A 17,334-nucleotide genomic window follows, 5' to 3' on the forward strand; every position below is an offset into this window, starting at 1 on the left:
TGCCACGGCGCGACCGAGCGCGGTGTTGCGGAGATCGGTAAGGACAGCGCGTCGGGACTGAAGTCCCTCCCACATGGGCGCCGGCCTTCGGGCTGGCCCTCGACCTGCGGTTAGCGCTCTGGCGCCTGCAGCAGCGGCGAGTCGGGCGGCAGATGCATGCGCAGGCGCCCGGGCACGCAGTCGATGCGGAAGTGGCGCGAGGTTTCCGGCTCGCCGTCCAGGTTCAGGGTCAGCGGCTGCGCCGCTTCGATCCGCAGCCACGGCAGGCGCGCGCGCACCGCCACCCGCTCCAGCGCGGCCTGCTTGCCGGAGGTCACCAGGGTGCCCAGGGTCGCGGCGACCTCGCCGGTCAGCTCCGGCACCAGGGTCAGGTCGAGCAGGCCGTCGTCGAGCAGCGCGTCCGGGCACAGCACCTGGCCGCCACCGGCCTGGCGGCCGTTGCCCAGGCCGAGCGCGATGAAATCGCCTTCCCAGGCAAAGTCCGGCCCTTCGAAGCGGGCCCGGATCGGATCGATCCGGCCCAGCCGGCTCATGCCGGTGACCAGGTAGGCCAGCCCGCCGAGCATCTTCTTCAGGCCTTCGTCGGTCTCCACCGTGACCTGGGTGCCGAAGCCGCCGCTGGCGACGTTGGCGCACCAGTGCGGGCCGTGCTCGGCCTCGATGCGCAGCAGGTCGATCGGCAGCGCCGGCGTGCGGGCGATCAGCTCCAGTGCCTCCAGCGGCGGCAGGGGGATACCGGTCGCGGTAGCGAAATCGTTGGCCGTGCCCAGCGCCACCAGCCCCAGGGCCGGCAGCGCGTCGCCCGGTTCCGGGCGATGCGCCAGCGCCGTGGCGACCTCACTGAGAGTGCCGTCGCCGCCGGCGGCGACGATGCACGCAGCACCGTCCGCCACCGCTTCGGCCACGTAGCGCTCGGCATCGCCCTGCTCCCAGGTCACCCGCACCTGCAACGCCACGCCGCGCGCACGCATGGCCATGACCGCCTCGCGCAACGCCTCGTCGCCGGCCGATTTGCCGTTGAGGATCAGACGCCAATGCGCTGCAGCCATGCGAACCATCCCGGGGTGAGGCGCCCAGGCTAACGGGCGGGGCATGCGCGATGCGTGAATCCAAGACGCGTGCGCTGTCATACGCACGTCACCGTGCGTCCGGAACATGGAAGGCCATAGCAAGGAAGACGGATGGAGGCAGGATCAGCCTCCGATTTCTCTCCCAGGGGCCGCACCGGCGACGGTGCGGTTCTTTTCTTTTGGCCGTCCGGCGCCGCTCAGCCGGCCGCGAACCTGGCCAGCGCCTCGCCCTGCAGGCGATAGACGGTCCACTCGTCCTGCGCGCGGGCGCCGACCGCTTCGTAGAAGTCGATCGCCGGCTGGTTCCAGTCCAGCACCGACCATTCGAAGCGGCCGCAGCCCTTGGCCACCGCCTGCCGCGCCAGGTGCTGCAGCAGCGCCTTGCCGGCGCCGACGCCGCGGTGCGCCGGGTCCACATACAGGTCTTCCAGGTACAGGCCGTTGCGGCCGAGCCAGGTGGAGTAGTTGTAGAAGTACACCGCGTAGCCGATCGGCTGGCCGTCGGCCTCGCAGATCAGCGCCTGCGCGCGGGCATCGGCGCCGAACAGGGTCGCGCGCAGGCCGTCCTCGTCGGTCTGCACCGCGTCCTCGGCGCGCTCGTAGCGGGCCAGGTCGCGGATCAGGCGCAGGATCAGCGCCGCATCGTCGGCCACCGCCGGGCGGATGTGCAGCGCCGCCATCTCAGCGCCCCGCCACCGCGGCGCGCATCTGCGTGATCACCTCGGCGTAGTCCGGCGCGTTGAAGATGGCCGAGCCGGCAACGAAGGTGTCGGCGCCGGCGGCGGCGATCGCGGCGATGTTGTCCGGCTTGACCCCGCCGTCGATCTCCAGCCGGATCGGCTTGCCGCTGGCGTCGATGCGGGCACGGATCGCGCGCAGCTTGTCCAGCGCCGAGGGAATGAAGGCCTGGCCGCCGAAACCCGGGTTGACCGACATCACCAGCACCAGGTCCAGGTCGTCCAGCACCCAGTCGAGGATGTCCACCGGGGTGGCCGGGTTGAGCACCAGGCCGGCCTTGCAGCCGTGCGACTTGATCAGCTGGATGCTGCGGTGCACGTGGCGGCTGGCCTCGGGATGGAAGCTGATGATGCTGGCGCCGGCCTCGGCGAAATCCGGGATCAGCCGGTCCACCGGTTCCACCATCAGGTGCACGTCGATCGGCGCGGTGACGCCGTGCTTGCGCAGCGCCTGGCAGACCATCGGGCCGATGGTGAGGTTCGGCACGTAATGGTTGTCCATCACGTCGAAGTGGATCCAGTCGGCGCCGGCGCGCAGCACGGCATCCACTTCCTCGCCGAGGCGGGCGAAATCGGCGGACAGGATGGACGGGGAGATGATGCAGTCGGACATGGCGGGATCTCAGCGCTTGCGCAGGGTGCGGATACGGTCGTAGGCGGTGTTGAGCTGGCTGGCCTTCTTCTCGGCGCGGGCGCGCAACTCGGGGCTGGCGCTGGCGACCTTGTCGGGGTGGTACTGGGACATCAGCCGGCGATAGGCCAGTTCGATCTCGGCGTCGGTGGCGTCGCGGGTCAGGCCCAGTTCCCGGTAGGGATCCTCGCGCTGGGACAGCTTGAACCAGTCGGCGTCGAAGGCGTGCCCGATCAGCAGCCCGATCAACGCGCCCAGCACCGGCGTGGGCCGCAGCAGCAGGGCCCCGGCGATGGCGCCGAGCAGTTTTCCGTACCAGGGCATGGGGCAAGGGCGGGCGCGGCGTCAGGGCCGGCCATTTTACGGCACAGCGGGGCATTCCGGCCGTACACTACGCGGCCCGCCGTCCGCCGCGGGCCCGCCGGGTCCCGGGACGGTCGCCATTGCGAAGTCCGTAGGAGTGCCTGTGTCCACCACGCTGTTGCAATCCGATCTGCCCGGCCTGCCCTTGCGCCACCGCGGCAAAGTCCGCGACGTGTTCGATATTCCCCGCGAGCGCCTGCCGGCCGACGCGCCGCCCGGCGACTACCTGCTGATGGTCGCCACCGACCGTCTCTCCGCCTTCGACGTGGTGCTGCCCGACCCGATCCCGGGCAAGGGCGAGATGCTGTGCCAGGTCTCCAACTTCTGGTTCAAGAAGACCGAGCACCTGATGCCCAACCACCTCACCGGCATCGACGTGGCCGCGGTGCTGCCCGAGGGCGTGGACAAGGCCCTGTACGCCAAGCGCGCGGTGGTGACCCGCAAGCTCAAGCCGGTGCCGGTGGAAGCCATCGCCCGCGGCTACCTGATCGGCAGCGGCTGGAAGGACTACCAGCGCACCGGCAAGGTCAGCGGCATCGAGCTGCCCGACGGCCTGCGCCAGGCCGAGAAGCTGGCCGAACCGATCTTCACCCCGTCGACCAAGGCCGCGGTGGGCGATCACGACGAGAACATCGACTTCGACGCCATGGTCAAGACCGTGGGCGCGGAGCTGGCCGAACGCGTGCGCGACGCCACCCTGCGCATCTACCGCTTCGCCGCCGACTTCGCCGCCGAGCGCGGCATCCTGCTGGCCGACACCAAGTTCGAGTTCGGCACCGACGCCGACGGCCGCCTGTACATCATGGACGAGATGCTGACCCCGGACTCCTCGCGCTACTGGCCGGCCGACCAGTACGAAGTCGGGACCAGCCCGCCGAGCTACGACAAGCAGTTCGTGCGCGATTACCTGGAGACGCTGGACTGGGGCAAGACCGCGCCCGGCCCGCGCCTGCCGCAGGACGTGATCGACCGCACCCGCGCCAAGTACGCCGAGGCGCTGCAGCGGTTGGCGGGGATTTCGGTGGACTGAGTGTGGGGCAGCGCGCCGGATGCCCGGCGCGTCACGGGTGGTCGCGGAAGGCGGCCACCTTGCGGGCACCGACCGCCATGCCCGCTGATTCACGACCCGGAGCATCCTGGCCGGCTAGACTCCGGCACGCGCGCGAGCGCTCGTGCGCGCGACCCGATCAGGAGGATCCGTTGGCTAGTTCGCCCCCGCTTTTTGCAGCCCTCACGCTTTTCATGGCGCTGGCTGCCTGCAGCCCTAGGCAGACCGACGCGTCGACAACCGCAAGTCCCGCCGCTGACGCATCCGCTCGCACTGCATCTTCGGACAAGGCCGCCCCCGTTCGCGCGTCCACCGCATCGCAGACGGCCCATCAGGATGACGGCGTTGCAGCACTGGCCGAGTCCTTGCACCTTCGTTGTGAGAATGCGGCCAAGGGCAACGGCTGCGTAGCGGGCAACATGGACGCTGGCGATTTCTACGACGTCGACGTGTCTCCAGACTGTGGCGCAGACGGAAACTTCGCAGGCGTGGCCGAACGCGACGCGACACTTCTGGATGCCCTACCCGTCACCGGCAGCAAGGTGCAGGTCACCGCCAAGCTTTCGGATGGACAGTTCGTCTGCATTCTGGCGACCGCGCATGCGGGTCAACAGGCAGCCTACTACTACGTGGTCGCCGTCCCTCCCGCCAGCGTCGGCGCATGCAACGGCAAGCCCATTTGCAATCAGTATGGCGAGCGCCCAATCGACTTCGTGACACAGCGCAAACAGGGCAAACACTGCACCATTGCAGGCAATGCGCGTCCTGAAGGCGATTGTGCGCAAGGATGGATCGAACCGCGGAAGCTGGATGTGTTCTCGAATGGACTGTGATCCTTTCGCCACGCTGCTTATTTCGCCGCGCTGCTTACAGCCCTGACGTTCGCTGCCGGTAGATCCCCGACAATGTCCCGGTTCGGCTTCACGACATGATGATCCTGGTGAACTAAACTCACCCGCCCGAAGGGCGATTGCCCGCCCGACCCGATCAGGAGGATCCGTTGGCTATCGCACGCCCCATTCTGACGTCCCTGGCATTGGCCGCGGCCCTGGTCGCGTGCAAGGCGCAACCGGCTGGCTCCACGGTGGCCGCGGCGACGGCCGCGCCCGCGCAGGCCGCACCTGCCGCAGCCGCCCCGCGTTGCCAGGACGCCGATTTCGATGCCTTCCTCAAGCGCTTCAGCGCCGACATCGCGGTCCAGGAAAAGGCCACCGCGAACCCATTGACGATGATCCACATCGACCCGGACGCGCAGCCGGAGCCAGCACCGGTGACCCGCAACGTGCCGTTGGCCGAAGTCGAATGGCCGGTGATCCCTAATCTGGAGGCCGCTCGCAAGGGCGGGCGCGAGGTCGTGGTAACGCAGAACGCCGGGGGCCGGCAGGTCATGGTGCGCACCCCCGATACCGGCGACCAGCAGGTCTACCAGTTCGAGCAGAAGCCGTGCTGGACGCTGGTGAAGGTCGACGATCAGGCGTTGTAGTCGCGGCCACAGGAGACCCGCATGGATGCTTCTTCGCCAGCGCAGCGCCGTCCCACCTATCGCGCCACAAACGTCCGCCGTCTATCCAACACTCGCGCCCAGAAACTGCGGAGCAGTACGTATATGCCCGCCTCACTGGGTGGAAATTGAACCTAAAAGAGGAATTCGCGTGCATTTCCTGAAGTTCTCTTCGCCTCTCCTCGCCCTGGCATTGGTAGCCTGCGGAGGTGCGCCCGCGGACGGCAAGTCTGCCGACATGCGAGACACCCCGCAGCAGTCTCCCTCCCCTAGTCAGCAAAACCAGGGGCAGAACGCCACCGCCAACCAGCAAGGGAGTGCTCCTGTGCAAAATGTCGCATCCTTCGTTCCTGCTGGCATGGAGGCCGTGGACACGCTCCGGGGCGACCTCACCGGCACCGGTAGGTCAGATGCATTACTGGTCGTTTCCCCCCCATCGCCCGCTGGCGAGAAGTTGGGTCAGGGCGCGCCAAGAACGGTGATCCTGCTGACCCAGAATGAACGTGGAGAGCTGCACAAGGCCGCGGAGAATGCGCATATCGTCCCATGCGCGAACTGCGGCGGCATGGCCGGCGATCCTTATGCGTTTTCGCGGATCGAGAAAGGGCAATTCACCATCTCCATCTCGGGCGGCTCGCGCGAGCGCTGGGCTGACGACTTCACTTTCCGCTATGCGCCCGACAGCAAAACCTGGCTGCTGGACAAGGTGGTACGCGAACTCACCGATACGCAATCAGAACAACATAAGCAATTGGAACTGACGGCCAAAGATTTCGGGCAGGTGGCATTCGCGGATTTCGACCCCGCCAAGCTACCCAAGGTCGCCCCACTGGAAGAGGGCGCACCAGACAAGAATTAAAGGGAAGTAATGGTTTCCGCGGACATGGATGGTCCGTCCATCACGTTGCTGAGAAATGAGGAGCTACACCATGGCAACAGACAGAGAGAACCAGATGCTCCGCGCCGCCTACGCGGCCGGCATCACACAGCCCAGGGAACTGGCGAATTTCATGGCGCAGGTGGGCCATGAGTCCGGCGGACTTTCCAGGCTCGAGGAAAGCTTCAATTACACCAAGGGAATCGGACAGATCACGGCCAATGTGCGTTCTGCGTTGCGCGAAGGGCCAGAGGCGCTCGAAAGCGCGCGCGTCGAGGCGCTCAGGGGACGACCCGAACGGCTCGGCGAACTCATGTACGGCAATCGACGGGATCTCGGCAACGATCAGCCGGGAGACGGCTATCTGTATCACGGCCGTGGCTACATGCAATTGACCGGCAAGGCGCAGTACCGCGCGGCTGGCGAGGCGTTGGGGCTGGATCTGGTCAATCGGCCAGAACTGGCATCTCAGCCCGAGAACGCCTCGCGCATCGCCACTTGGTACTGGCAGCAGAAAGTTCCCGAGGAGCAGCGCAACAGCGTCCAAAACGCGGGTGCCACCATCAACGGCGCCAACCCACCGAACGGCCTGGCGGATCGCGAGAGGCGTTTCGAACACTGGCAACGAACGCTGACACCCGAGTTGATGCAGAACCTGGCAGCGGGACGGCTGGGTGAGCCCGTGGCTGCACCCACGCAGGGCCATCGTCCGGCGACCGCCAACGCAGGGGCGTCTCACAGCAACTTCCAGCAGACCATGGAACGCATGCTGCCCAGCCAGGGCAAGGTCGATCCGCACATCACCGGGCACTATGGCGAACAGCGCGCCCGTGGCCCGCACGGCGGCACCGACTTCAACTACGAAGGCGGCCAGACCGGCATCAACCGGCAGCACCCGACGGTGCACGCGCCGATCTCCGGCACGGTGACCTTCTCCGGCGGCCAGTACGGCACGGTGAAGATCCGTGACGCGCAGGGCAACTCGCACGAAATCCTGCATCTGGATTCGCGCTCGGTGAAAGAAGGCGATACCGTGCGTGCCGGCGATCCGATCGGCACCATGGGCGGACGCGGCCCGAATGGGGCGAGCCAGTATGCCCAGCACGTGCATTACCAGATGCACGATGCGAACGGGAAGGCCGTCAGCCCGGAGACGTGGTGGAACCGCGGCCAGCAGGTCGACGCGTCTGCGCGCGATCAGGCCCAGCGCGGCAACGGCACGCTGCGCCAGGGCGACCACGGCTCGGAAGTGCGCGAGTTGCAGCAGCAACTCAATCGCCTCGGCATCCGCGACGCGCAAGGCCGCCCGCTGGCCGAGGACGGCCGCTTCGGCGACAACACCCACGAAGCGGTGACGGCCCTGCAGAAACAGCGCGGCCTCACCCAGGACGGCATCGTCGGCCGCGACACCCGGGCCGGGCTGGCGGCCGCCGAGCAGGCCCAGAAAGGCCCGCAGCTCGGCGAGCCGGGACATCCGGATACGCCGCTGTACGACAAGATGCGCACGGAGGCCGATCGCGCCGCCAAGCAGGCCGATCCGCAACACGCCAAGCTGTCGAACGAAGCCGTGGCCAACCTCACCCTGCAGGCCAAGCAGGCCGGGATCGACCACCCGGACAAGCTGAAGGAAGTCAGCATGCGTGGTGAAACGGCCTTCGTCGCCGGGACCACGCCGGGCTTCCGTGCGGTGGTGGACCTGCAGCAGCCGGCACCGCCGCTGGAGCAGACCAGCGCGCAGCTGGCCCGCCAGTCCGCGCAGCAGCAGGAAACGGTGCAGCGCGAGCAGCAGCAGGAGACGAACAGGAGCATGGCGCGCGCCTGAGTGCAGGCGTGATGGAGCGATCGCGCCGGTGTGGCGCGATCGCTCTTTTCCCCGGCACTGCGTTCCCCAGCATTGCGGCATCTCGCCGCCCTCTGCGCAGCGAGGACGCCAGCAGCAGGCACCGCCAAACGCCATCGCAGGTCGCCGCCGGAGCGCGTGGCCGGCAACCGCACCGCACGACGTCCCTCGCCCCACGCACACCGGTGTCTCCGCATCGCGCCGGCGATGGCGCTATGCTGGAGCGGTTCCTGGGAGGGAAGATGGATACCACCGCCTACGCGCGCCCGATCGACCGCTATTTCGCCAGCTATTCCGACGATCACCGCAATGCCGCCAACCAGCGCATCCACGTGGTCGCGGTGCCGGCGATCCTGTGGTCGGTGGTGGCCCTGCTGTGGTGCATCCCGGTCGGCGGCACCTGGTTCCAGAGCGGGCTGTGGGCGGCGCTGGGCATGTTCGCGGCATGGATGTACTACAACCGCCTGTCGCGCCCGCTGGGCTACGGCATGCTGGCGGCGTTCTTCTTCTGCGGTTGCCTGTGCCGGCTGCTGGAAGCGCACCTGGGCCTGCAGGGGCTGCTGTGGCTGGCGATCGGCGTGTTCGTGGTGGCCTGGATCGCGCAGTTCATCGGACATGCGCTGGAAGGCCATCGACCCAGCTTCCTCACCGATCTGACCTATCTGCTGATCGGCCCGGCCTGGGTGCTGGCCAAGCTGTACCGGCGCATGCACTGGCGCTACTGAGCGCGGCCAGCAACACCACCGCGCATCGCCAGGCGGACGCAGGCGCTGCCGGGATTCCTCCACCCGCCGCGCCTACGCGCTGCCCGCATCGCGCCAGCGAGGACGCGACGCCGTGTCAGCCCTACTGCGCCGTGTCCCCGGCCTCAAGGCCCAACATCGCCGCATCCGGCGCGAAGGCGCGCGGCGCGTAGCCGAAATCCTGCTGCGCCGGTTGCAGATCGAATGCCAGGTCCTCGCGCATGCGCTGCAGCGCGGCGCGGTTCATGCCCTGCAGGCGGCCGCAGGCGTGGGCCAGCGTCAGCGCCAACGCGAACGCTGCATGTGGCAGCGATAGCAGCCGCGCCGGCGGCCGCAGCGCGGCCAGCACCCGGCGCACCATCTCGCGGTAGGTCAGCGTCTCGCCGCCGCCGAGGGCGTAGCTGCGCCCGTGCGTCGCCGGATGCGCAAGCACCGCCAGCGCCGCGTCGGCCAGGTCCTGCACGTGCACCGGCTGGCGCAGGCCGCTGGCGCTGCGTGGCAGCACGAACCAGCCGGTGCGCCGCGCCAGTGCCGCGATCGCGCTGAGGGTGCGGTCGCGGCCGGCGCCGTAGACCAGGGTCGGCCGCAACACCGTCGCCGCCGCGCCGCGTTCGGCGGCCACCGCGAACACGATGGCTTCGGCCTCGCGCAGGCGCCGGGCGACGTCGCGTTCGGCGGCGTCCAGCGAGTCGCGCTTGACCTCAAGGCTGGTGGAGCCGAAGGCGACCACGCGCGCGGCGGCGACCGGGGCGCGCCGATACCAGTCGGCGAAGGCGTCCAGCGGCCCGCAACTGAACACCACGTCGGCCGCCACCGGGGGCGCCTGCAGCGCGCTGAGTTCGCCGGCATGCCAGTGCAGGCCGGGGTGCGCCGCGCGCGCCTGCCGGGAGTAGGCATGCACCTCCCACCCGTCGGCCAGCAGGCGGTGCAGCAGGCGGTCGCCGATCTGGCCGCTACCGCCGAACACCAGCGCGATGCGCGGTGGCGCGACGGTCGTCGGAGAAGCGGAGGCAGCGGCGAGCGAATCGGTCATCGACACAGGATAGTGCGTGCGCCGCCGTTTGCGGCTGGAATCACGCGGCATCCGCACGCTGCACGGCATGCAACGGCTGGTGGAGGCGGACAAGGCGACGCGTGGCGCGGACACACGCAGCCGCCAACGATCGCCAAGCGCACCGGCGACCTGGCCCGGGCCGCACGCACCAGCACCCGGATGGAGAGCGACGCGCGATGCGCTGCAGAACGCGCTCACCCATGGCGATGCTTGCGCCACACGCAAAGCGCGCGCCGCGTGGCGTGTGGCGCATCGCGCAGCGCCAGCGTTCGATCGCTCCCCTCCCACCCGCACTCGCAAGCGCATCACCTACGCACCGCTACGCTGTCGGCATGACCGTGCACGCCTTCCGTTCCCGCGCCGGCCACCGCCGTGACGCGCCTGTTACACTCGGGCTCCTGCTCGCGAATCTCGTATTCCCTGCATGATCCCAGCCCTCGACCTCCTGCTGGCCTTGCCGTTTCTGATGGCGGCGGCCGTCGTCGCCCTGCGCCACCGCTCGCGCGCCACCCTGGCCTGGGCCGCGGCGCTGGCGCCGTTGGCGGGCCTGGCGGTGCTCGGCGCGCTGACGCCCACGGTGCTCGACGGCGGCATCGTCCGTGCCGACCACGCCTGGCTGCCGCAGATCGGCCTGCAGTTCTCGCTGCGCCTGGACGGCCTGGCCTGGATGTTCGCCGGCCTGGTGCTGGCGATCGGCGCGCTGGTGGTGATGTACGCGCACTATTACCTCAGCGCGTGCGAGAACGCGGCGCGCTTCTACGCCTATCTGCTGCTGTTCATGGGCGCGATGCTGGGCATGGTGATCGCCGGCAACCTGCTGCTGTTGATGGTGTTCTGGGAACTGACCAGCATCAGTTCGTTCCTGCTGATCGGCTTCTGGTCGCACCGCCAGGACGCGCGCGACGGCGCGCGCATGGCCCTGGTGATCACCGGCGGCGGCGGCCTGGCATTGCTCGGCGGCGTGCTGCTGCTGGGGCGTATCGTCGGCAGCTACCAGCTCGACGCGGTGCTCGCCGCCGGCGACGTGATCCGCGCCAGCCCACAGTATCCATGGGCGCTGGGGCTGATCCTGCTCGGCATCTTCACCAAGAGCGCGCAGTTCCCGTTCCATTTCTGGCTGCCGCACGCGATGGCCGCGCCCACCCCGGTGTCGGCGTACCTGCACTCGGCGACGATGGTGAAGGCCGGCGTGTTCCTGCTGGCGCGGCTGCATCCGGCGCTGGCCGGCAGCGACCTGTTCTTCTACACGGTCAGCGGCATCGGCGCGATCACCCTGCTCACCGGCGCCTGGTTCGCGATCTTCCAGCACGACCTCAAGGGCCTGCTGGCGTATTCGACGATCTCGCACCTGGGCCTGATCACCATGCTGTTCGGGCTGTCCACGCCGATGGCGGTGGTGGCCGGCGTGTTCCACATCCTCAACCACGCGGTGTTCAAGGCCTCGCTGTTCATGGCCGCCGGCATCATCGACCACGAGACTCATACCCGCGACATGCGCCGGCTCGGCAACCTGCGCCGCTGGATGCCGATCACCAGCGCGCTGGCGATCACCGCCTCGCTGTCGATGGCCGGCATCCCGCTGCTCAACGGCTTCCTGTCCAAGGAGATGTTCTTCGCCGAGGCGCTGGGCGCCGACGGCCCGGCGGCAATGCGCGTGTTCACCGCGACCTCGGCACTGCTGGCCGGCGTGTTCGGCGTGGCCTACAGCCTGCGCTTCGTCTACGAGACGTTCTTCGGCAAGGGCCCGCGCGACCTGCAGACGATGCCGCACGAGCCGCCGCGCTGGATGAAGATTCCGGTGGAGATCCTGGTGCTGGTGTGCGTGGCGGTCGGCATCGTGCCGGCGCTGACCGTGGCGCCGGTGCTGCGCAGCGCCGCCGGCGCGATCCTCGGCAACGCCCTGCCCGACTACAGCCTGGCCGTCTGGCACGGCTGGAACGCACCGCTGGCGATGAGCATCGCCGGCGTGGTCGGCGGCGTCGCGCTGTATTTCGGGCTGCGCCGGCTGACCGCGCTGTACACCGAGGTGCGCCGCTCGCTGGGCAAGCGCGTGTTCCACTGGCACGTGCAGACCCTGTTCGGCGTGGCCGCCCGCTTTACCCGCTTGCTCGCCAACGGCAGCCTGCAGCGCAGCCTGCGCTGGCTGGTGCTGGCCGCGGTGGTCGTCGTGGCCGCGCCGCTGCTGCACGCGCCGCCGCTGTGGCAGCAGTGGCCGGCGCCGCAGGGGATGCCGCTGCTGGGCTGGGGCCTGTGGCTGCTGATCCTCAGTTGCGCGCTGTCCACGCTGTTCCTGTACCGGCAGCGGCTGCTGGCGGTGCTGGTGCTGGGCGGCAGCGGGCTGGGCGTGAGCCTGGTATTCGTGTTCCTGTCGGCGCCGGACCTGGCGCTGACCCAGTTACTGGTGGAGATGGTGACCCTGGTGCTGATGCTGCTGGGCATGAACTACCTGCCCAAGGCCTCGCCGCCGGAACCGCGGCGCTGGCGGCGCTGGCGCGATGCGGCCCTGGCGATCGTCGCCGGCGGCGGCATGGCGCTGCTGGCGTATTCGGTGATGACCCGGCCGGCGACGACGATGGCCGGCGAGCTGCTGCAGCGCGCGCTGCCGGAGGCCTACGGCCGCAACGTGGTCAACGTGATCCTGGTGGACTTCCGCGGCTTCGATACCTTCGGCGAGATCACCGTGTTCGGCATCGCCGCGCTGGTGGTGCATGCGCTGCTGCGGCGCGCGCGGATGGCACCGGAGAAGGTGATGCCCGGGCCGCCGATCAAGCTGCCGGTGCCGGCCGACCTGGCGCAGCTGATGTTCCCGCTGACCCTGACCGTGTCGATCTTCCTGTTCCTGCGCGGCCACAACGCGCCCGGCGGCGGCTTCATCGCCGGGCTGGTGCTGGCGGTGCCGTTGCTGATGCAGTACGTGATCCAGGGCGCGGCCTCGGTGGAGTCGCGCTTCGGCTTCGACTACATCCGCTGCATCGGCCTGGGTCTGCTGCTGGCCACGCTCGGCGGCATGGCCTCGATGCTGTTCGGCGTGCCGTTCCTCACCAGCGGCCATCTGGATCTGCAGTTGCCGCTGATCGGCACGGTCCCGCTGGCCAGCGCGCTGGTCTTCGATACCGGCGTGTACCTGGTGGTGTTCGGCGGCACCATGCTGACGCTGTCGATGATGGGCACGATCAAGCCCTCGCGCACCCGCGATTCGCAGCGCGGGCAGATCGACCCGGCGCGGCGTTCGCCCATCACCGGGGAGATGCACTGATGGAACTGGCACTGGCGAGCGCGATCGGGGTGCTGACCGCGGTGGGCGTGTACCTGCTGCTGCGCGCGCGCAGCTTCGACGTGATCCTGGGCATGACCGTGCTGTCCTACGCCACCAACCTGCTGATCTTCGCCGGCGGCCGGCTGGTGCAGGGCAAGGCGCCGGTGCTGCGCGACGGCATCGCCCCGACCCTGGCCGAGCACGCCGATCCGCTGCCGCAGGCGCTGGTGCTGACCGCGATCGTGATCGCCTTCGCGATGACCGCGGTGAGCATCGTGCTGGCGATGCGCAGCCGCGGCGACAACCACAGCGACCACGTCGATGCGCGCCCGGACCCCGACCCCGCCGACGGGGAGGCGCCATGACCCATCTGCTGATCCTGCCGATCCTGATCCCCTTGCTCGGCGCGGCACTGTCGCTGTTCGCCGAGCACCGCCGCTACGGCCGCAAGGTGCGCCGCGCGGTGGCGTGGACCGCGATGACGGCGCTGGCCGCGGCGGTGCTGGCGTTGTGCGTGCAGGTGAGCGACGGCCAGGTCCACGCCTACCTGCTCGGCGACTGGCCCTCGCGGCTGGGCATCGTGCTGATGGCCGATCGCCTGTCGGCATGGATGCTGGCGACCACCACCCTGCTCGCCAGCGCCTGCCTGCTGCACGCCTGCGCCGGCTGGGACCGGCGCGCGCCGCATTTCCATGCGCTGTTCCAGTTCCAGCTGGTCGGCCTCAACGGCGCGTTCCTGACCGGCGACGTGTTCAACCTGTTCGTGTTCTTCGAGGTGATGCTGATCGCCTCCTACGGCCTGCTGCTCAGCGGTGGGCGTGGCCTGCGCCTGCGCGTGGGCTTCCACTACGTGGTGTTCAACGTCACCTCCTCCACCGTGTTCCTGATCGCGCTGGGCCTGCTGTACGCGCTGCTCGGTTCGTTGAACATGGCCGAGCTGTCGCAGCGCGTGGCGCAGGCGCCGCCGCAGAACGTGGCGCTGATCAAGGCCGCGTTCGGCCTGTTGCTGCTGGTGTTCTGCGCCAAGGCCGCGCTGCTGCCGCTGTACCTGTGGCTGCCGGAAACCTATGCGCGCGCGCCGGCGGCGGTGGCGGCGCTGTTCGTGATCATGACCAAGGTCGGCCTGTACGCGGTGCTGCGGGTGAGCACGCTGATCCTCGGCAGCCAGGCGCAGGCGCTGGACGGCTACGGCCGCGACTGGCTGCTGTGGCTGGGCCTGGCGACGCTGCTGCTGGCCGCGCTGGGGGTGCTGGCGGCGGTGCGCCTGCGGGTGCTGATCGGCTACCTGGTGATCGTGTCGGCGGCGACGCTGTTCGTGGCCTTCGCGCTGGACTCAGCCGGCACGCTCGGCGCCGGGCTGTATTACCTGGCGCACAGCAGCTTCGTCGCCGCGGCGCTGTTCATGATCGCCGACCTGATCCGGCGTCGCCGCGGCGGCGCCAGCGACCGCAAGGAGATCATCGCGCCGCTGCCGGGCAAGACCGTGCCCGGCGTGCTGTTCCTGATCGCGGCGATCTCGGTGGCCGGGCTGCCGCCGCTGTCCGGCTTCCTGGCCAAGGTGGCGATCCTGAGCGCGACGCCTGGCGGGCTGACCGCGCCGGTGTGGGCCGCGGTGCTGCTCAGCAGCCTGATGGTGATCATGGGCCTGACCCGCGGCGGCGTGCGCCTGTTCTGGCGCGTGCCCGGCGACCAGGACACGGCCGAGGACGGCACCGTGGAATTGCCGCGCCCGGCGCCGCGCAAGGCGCCGGCACGGCCGCTGGAAACCGCCGCCACCGTGCTGCTGCTCGGCTACGGCGTGGCGATGACCGTGGCGGCCGGGCCGCTGCTGCGCTACAGCGAGGCCGCCGCCGCACAACTGCTGCGACCGGCCGACTACACCACCCAGCTGCGCGGCACCGCGCCGATCCTGCGGGAGCCCTGACATGTCCGCCCGTCCCTGGTCGCGCCGCCTGTTCCCGTCCTGGCCGCTGAGCCTGACCGTCACCGCGTTCTGGCTGCTGATGAGCGACAGCTTCAGTCTCGGCCAGGTGCTGCTGGGCGCGGTGCTGGGCGTGGCGGTACCGCTGTTCGCCGCGCGCCTGGACCGCGAGTTCGCGCGCATCGGCTCGCTGCGCCCGGTGCCGAAGATGCTGTGCGTGGCGGCCTGGGACATCGTGCGCTCCAACGTGGTGGTGGCGCTGCAGGTGCTCGGTCCGGAGAAACGCATCCACCCCGGCTTCATCTGGGTGCCGCTGGACATCGCCAACATCCACGGCATCGCCGCGCTGACCAGCATGATCACCCTGACCCCGGGCACGGTGTCGGCGGCGCTGTCGGACGACCGCAAGTACCTGCTGGTGCACGTGCTGCACCTGGACGATGCCGAGACCGTGATCCGGCAGATCAAGACGCGCTACGAAGCGCCGCTGATGGAGATCTTCCCATGACCAGCCACATGTTCATCGAGACCACGATCGTCGTGTGCATGCACGTGGTGGCGCTGGCGATGCTGCTGGCGCTGTGGCGGCTGCTGCGCGGGCCGACCGTGCCCGACCGCATCCTGGCGCTGGACACGCTGTCGGTGACCGCGATCGCCGAACTGATGCTGTTCGGCATGTACCTGGATTCGCCGGTGTATTTCGAGGCGGCGCTGATCATCGCCATGCTCGGCTTCGGCAGCACCGTGGTGCTGAGCAAGTTCGTGCTGCGCCGGGACATCGTCGAATGATCGGCGTGCTGCAGGTCGGGCTGTCGCTGCTGCTGATCGTCGGCTGCTTCTTCATCCTGGTCGGGGCGCTGGGGCTGGTGAAGCTGTCGGACTTCTTCAAGCGCCTGCACGCACCGACCAAGGCCAGCACCCTGGGCGTGGGCTGCGTGCTGCTGGCCTCGGTCGGCTACCACCTGTTCCTGGGCCAGGACCCGCAGCCGCGCGAGTTGCTGATCACCGCGTTCCTGTTCATCACCGCGCCGATCAGCGCGCACATGATGGCCAAGGCGGCGCTGTCGCTGATGCTGGAACAGCGCCCGCAGGTGCCGGGCAGCGACCACGCCGAGCAGGAAGGGCTGCCGCCGCCGGAGCAGCCGGAGGAGCGCTGAGCGCGCGGGTCTGCGCAGGAGCGGCTTTTCCGATTCCCGATTCCCCACTCTCGGCACTCACGCCACCAACGCCAACTCCAGTCCCACCCACGCCAGGAACGCCACCAGCAGCACCGCGCCCTCGCCGCGACTCAACCGCATGTCGCCGCGCAGCATCGGGTACAGCACCGCCGCCAGCGCGATCGCTGCCGGCAGTTCCAGGCGCACGAACGAGGCCGGCAACGGCAGCGGCCGCAGCGCCGCCATGCCGCCGATCACCACCAGCAGGTTGAACAGGCTCGAGCCCAGCACATGGCCGACCACCATGTCGCCCTGGCCCCGGCGCGCGGCGGCCACCGCGGCGGCGGCTTCCGGCAGCGCGGTGCCGATCGCCACCGGCAGCAGGCCGACCAGCAGCGGCGACAGGCCCCAGGCCGCACCCAGCCGCGGCGCGTGTTCCACCACTAGGTTGGCGCCGGCGTTCAACAGCACGAGGGCGATCAGCAGGCGCAGCAGATTCAGCACCAGCCCGGTGCGGGTCACCGCGTAGCCGGACACGCCAAGCTGGCGCGCGGCCGGTTCATGCCGCGCGCGCAGCAGCAGGAAGGCGACCACGCCGACGAAGGCCAGCAGCAGCGCCACGCCCTCAGCGCGCGAGATCGCGCCATCCAGGCCGAAGCCGATCAGCGCCAGCGTCGCCAGGGTCAGCAGCACCAGCAGTGGCGGCAGCAGGCGCGTGCGCAGCAGCAGCGGCGCCGCCAGCGCGGCCAGGCCCAGGGTCAGGCCGAGATTGGCCAGGTTGCTGCCGATCGCGTTGCCCAACGCCAGGTCCTGCGCGCCGGCGGCGTAGGCGCGCGCGTTGACCGCCAGTTCCGGCAGCGAGGTGCCGAAGGCCACCAGCAGCAAGCCGGCCACGAACGGCGAGGCACCGCAGCGCTGGGCCAGGCCGGAGGCCGCCTTCACGATCGAGTCCCCGCCCAGCGCCAGGAACGCCAGCCCCAACAGCACCAATCCGATCGCACCGGCCATCGCCGACTCCCTGCCCGCAAGATGCGGCGATTCTATGCGCAGCGCCGATGACGCCGCCGTGGTCGGCCTGCCCGGCCATGGCACGCTGCGACGGCCAGTCCCACGCGCAGCCCGCCGCCACTGCACTG

General features: G+C 69.5%; 18 protein-coding genes. 12 read left to right on the plus strand and 6 right to left on the minus strand.

What is annotated here, in order from left to right; all coding sequences use genetic code 11:
* Positions 1-110: 110 nt before the first annotated feature.
* The 4 genes from yegS to CEK68_RS07105 form a co-directional block, all read right to left on the minus strand.
* On the minus strand, positions 111-1,049 hold the full coding sequence (yegS, locus tag CEK68_RS07090) for a lipid kinase YegS (RefSeq protein WP_152238974.1): 939 nt from the start codon (positions 1,047-1,049) through the stop codon (positions 111-113).
* 218 nt (positions 1,050-1,267) lie between these two features.
* Positions 1,268-1,750: a GNAT family N-acetyltransferase gene (locus CEK68_RS07095; protein ID WP_152238975.1), complete on the minus strand. Its 483-nt coding sequence runs from the start codon at positions 1,748-1,750 to the stop codon at positions 1,268-1,270.
* 1 nt (position 1,751) lies between these two features.
* Entirely contained in the window at positions 1,752-2,420 is a 669-nt protein-coding gene (gene rpe / locus CEK68_RS07100; protein ID WP_017910179.1) for a ribulose-phosphate 3-epimerase, read from the minus strand.
* Positions 2,421-2,429: 9 nt separating this feature from the next.
* Positions 2,430-2,762 (minus strand): DnaJ domain-containing protein, encoded by a 333-nt coding sequence (locus tag CEK68_RS07105; protein WP_010341396.1) that lies wholly within the window; start codon positions 2,760-2,762, stop codon positions 2,430-2,432.
* Positions 2,763-2,904: 142 nt separating this feature from the next.
* Here CEK68_RS07105 and CEK68_RS07110 point away from each other — a divergent pair, with 142 nt between their 5' ends.
* The 6 genes from CEK68_RS07110 (at position 2,905) to CEK68_RS07135 (ending at position 8,792) form a co-directional block, all read left to right on the plus strand.
* Complete coding sequence (locus CEK68_RS07110; protein WP_017910178.1) at positions 2,905-3,831, plus strand: phosphoribosylaminoimidazolesuccinocarboxamide synthase; 927 nt, start codon at positions 2,905-2,907, stop codon at positions 3,829-3,831.
* A 170-nt stretch (positions 3,832-4,001) separates the two neighbouring features.
* Positions 4,002-4,682 carry a hypothetical protein gene (locus tag CEK68_RS07115; RefSeq protein ID WP_226977800.1) on the plus strand — a complete coding sequence of 227 codons (681 nt, stop codon included), beginning with the start codon at positions 4,002-4,004 and terminating at the stop codon, positions 4,680-4,682.
* Positions 4,683-4,849: 167 nt separating this feature from the next.
* Positions 4,850-5,332 (plus strand): hypothetical protein, encoded by a 483-nt coding sequence (locus CEK68_RS07120; protein WP_152238976.1) that lies wholly within the window; start codon positions 4,850-4,852, stop codon positions 5,330-5,332.
* Positions 5,333-5,675: 343 nt separating this feature from the next.
* Positions 5,676-6,209, plus strand: coding sequence for a hypothetical protein (locus tag CEK68_RS07125; protein ID WP_152239025.1), 534 nt, complete (start codon positions 5,676-5,678; stop codon positions 6,207-6,209).
* Between the two features lie 70 nt (positions 6,210-6,279).
* Entirely contained in the window at positions 6,280-8,049 is a 1,770-nt protein-coding gene (locus tag CEK68_RS07130) for a peptidoglycan-binding protein (RefSeq protein WP_152238977.1), read from the plus strand.
* Between the two features lie 260 nt (positions 8,050-8,309).
* Positions 8,310-8,792 (plus strand): Mpo1-like protein, encoded by a 483-nt coding sequence (locus CEK68_RS07135; RefSeq protein WP_152236627.1) that lies wholly within the window; start codon positions 8,310-8,312, stop codon positions 8,790-8,792.
* 121 nt (positions 8,793-8,913) lie between these two features.
* Here CEK68_RS07135 and CEK68_RS07140 read toward each other — a convergent pair whose 3' ends face one another.
* Positions 8,914-9,843 carry an NAD-dependent epimerase/dehydratase family protein gene (locus tag CEK68_RS07140; RefSeq protein WP_152238978.1) on the minus strand — a complete coding sequence of 310 codons (930 nt, stop codon included), beginning with the start codon at positions 9,841-9,843 and terminating at the stop codon, positions 8,914-8,916.
* A gap of 445 nt (positions 9,844-10,288) precedes the next feature.
* Here CEK68_RS07140 and CEK68_RS07145 point away from each other — a divergent pair, with 445 nt between their 5' ends.
* From CEK68_RS07145 to CEK68_RS07170, 6 genes are read left to right on the plus strand one after another with little or no spacing between them, the layout of a single operon-like run.
* Positions 10,289-13,120, plus strand: coding sequence for a monovalent cation/H+ antiporter subunit A (locus CEK68_RS07145; RefSeq protein WP_152238979.1), 2,832 nt, complete (start codon positions 10,289-10,291; stop codon positions 13,118-13,120).
* Complete coding sequence (locus CEK68_RS07150) at positions 13,120-13,485, plus strand: Na+/H+ antiporter subunit C (protein WP_017908199.1); 366 nt, start codon at positions 13,120-13,122, stop codon at positions 13,483-13,485. The genes CEK68_RS07145 and CEK68_RS07150 overlap by 1 nt, the downstream gene beginning before the upstream one ends.
* Positions 13,482-15,044, plus strand: a complete 1,563-nt coding sequence (locus tag CEK68_RS07155; protein WP_152238980.1) for a monovalent cation/H+ antiporter subunit D — start codon at positions 13,482-13,484, stop codon at positions 15,042-15,044. The genes CEK68_RS07150 and CEK68_RS07155 overlap by 4 nt, the downstream gene beginning before the upstream one ends.
* A gap of 1 nt (position 15,045) precedes the next feature.
* Entirely contained in the window at positions 15,046-15,549 is a 504-nt protein-coding gene (locus CEK68_RS07160; protein ID WP_010341382.1) for a Na+/H+ antiporter subunit E, read from the plus strand.
* Entirely contained in the window at positions 15,546-15,830 is a 285-nt protein-coding gene (locus CEK68_RS07165; RefSeq protein ID WP_017908201.1) for a K+/H+ antiporter subunit F, read from the plus strand. The genes CEK68_RS07160 and CEK68_RS07165 overlap by 4 nt, the downstream gene beginning before the upstream one ends.
* Positions 15,827-16,198: a Na+/H+ antiporter subunit G gene (locus CEK68_RS07170; protein ID WP_017908202.1), complete on the plus strand. Its 372-nt coding sequence runs from the start codon at positions 15,827-15,829 to the stop codon at positions 16,196-16,198. Before CEK68_RS07165 ends, CEK68_RS07170 begins: the two co-directional genes overlap by 4 nt.
* A gap of 57 nt (positions 16,199-16,255) precedes the next feature.
* On the opposite strand, the gene CEK68_RS07175 is transcribed toward CEK68_RS07170, so the two are convergent.
* The gene (locus CEK68_RS07175) at positions 16,256-17,206 is read right to left on the minus strand and encodes a calcium/sodium antiporter (RefSeq protein ID WP_152236633.1); all 951 of its coding nucleotides are present in this window, start codon (positions 17,204-17,206) and stop codon (positions 16,256-16,258) included.
* Positions 17,207-17,334: the final 128 nt, after the last annotated feature.

It is taken from the genome of Xanthomonas sp. LMG 12461, assembly GCF_009192935.1.
GTDB lineage: Bacteria > Pseudomonadota > Gammaproteobacteria > Xanthomonadales > Xanthomonadaceae > Xanthomonas_A > Xanthomonas_A sontii.